Source organism: Escherichia sp. 94.0001 (assembly GCF_013369155.2).
Classification (GTDB): Bacteria; Pseudomonadota; Gammaproteobacteria; order Enterobacterales; family Enterobacteriaceae; genus Escherichia; species Escherichia coli_F.
Genome location: NZ_JABWMS020000161.1, coordinates 1 through 1545, shown reverse-complemented (window position 1 = coordinate 1545; position 1545 = coordinate 1). Strand labels below are relative to the sequence as shown.

Here is a 1545-nt window from a genome sequence, read left to right as displayed (position 1 = left end):
CCGGTAATATTGATAATGTGGCAACAGCCGCGGGGGCGCTGGTTGCCGTCGGGGTTGCCCGGTACTTTGGCAATATGGCCTCCGGAGCGGTGTCTGCCACGGCAGGACTTGTGACGGCAGCACGTAATGAAGTGGCACTGGCGGAAGCACAGCTCAGGGGGACGCAGATTGCCACGGCGCGGGCAAGGGCAGCCGTGTACCGTGCACAGCAGGCTGTGGCGGCAGCCCGCGGGACGGAGATGCAGATTGCTGCAGAAGCCCGTCTGGCGGCCACACAGGAACGCCTGAACAGAAATATTGCTGCCAGAACCGCAGCCCAGAATGAGCTGAACAGTACAACGGCGGTGGGCTCACGTCTGATGACTGGTGCGTTGGGACTGGTTGGTGGCGTACCCGGACTGGTGATGCTGGGGGCAGCAGCATGGTACACGCTGTACCAGAATCAGGAGCAGGCCAGGGAGTCTGCGCGCCAGTATGCACTGACGATAGATGAAATCGCGCATAAAACGCCGTCAATGTCTTTGCCTGAAGCCTCAGATAATGAAGGACGAACACGGGCGGCGCTGGCAGAGCAGAACCGGCTGATTGATGAACAGGCCAGCCGGGTGAAATCCCTGCAGGAAAAAATCGCTGGATATCAGTATGTTCTGGCTAACCCTGGCTGGACAACCGGTGACGGATTCATGATAAACCATCTGACATCGGTGAAGACCGTGACGGAAGGGCTTTCTCAGGCAACAGAGCAGCTTGCCGTTGAGCAGTCCCGTCTGGCACAGATGCAGGAAAAAGTGCAGTCCATTCAGGATGTGCTTGCCGGGCTGGAAGACCGTCGTGTGGCGTTAATTCGTCAGCAGGCGGCAGAGCAGAATAAGGTGTACCAGTCCATGCTGGTTATGAACGGTCAGCATACGGAATTCAACCGTCTGCTGGGGCTGGGGAATGAACTGCTTCAGCAGCGTCAGGGACTGGTGAATGTACCGTTACGGCTGCCGCAGGCCACCCTGGATGATAAACAGCAGAGCGCCCTGACAAAAACAGAACGTGAGCTGGCCCTGTCCCGACTGAAGGGGGAGGAAAAAGAGCGTGCCCGGCTGGGGTATGCGGCGGATGACCTTGGTTTTGTGGGGGATTCGTATCAGGAGGCGAGACAGCGTTATATCAGTAATGCTCTGGAAGCCTGGCGTAATAACGAGGCGAACAAACCTAAATCCCGGGGTGGAAAATCAGAGACGGAAAAAGCGGAAGACAGTTTTTCCCGGCTGCTGAAGCAGCAGAAAGAGCAACTGGCACTGGCCGGTCAGAACACGGAGCTGGCGAAGCTGAAGTACCAGACAGCGCTGGGTGAACTGAAAACCCTGTCGGAGATACAGAAGCAGGAACTGCTGCGTAACGCGGCCCTGATTGACCAGCAAAAAATCCGGGAACAGTTGCGATCCCGGGAAGAGACCCTGAAGAATGATAATGTGGCTGCGCGTGCATCAAATGAAGCCGAACTGCTGGGGTACGGGCAGGGGGAACGAGCCAGGGAACGCATGCGGGAGTTGC

1 protein-coding gene is annotated in these 1545 nt (G+C 57.5%); it reads left to right on the top strand.

All coding sequences use genetic code 11. From position 1 onward, the window contains the following. A partial coding sequence (locus HEN33_RS24905) for a phage tail tape measure protein (RefSeq protein WP_274601016.1) occupies positions 1–1545 on the top strand: 1545 nt, incomplete at both ends.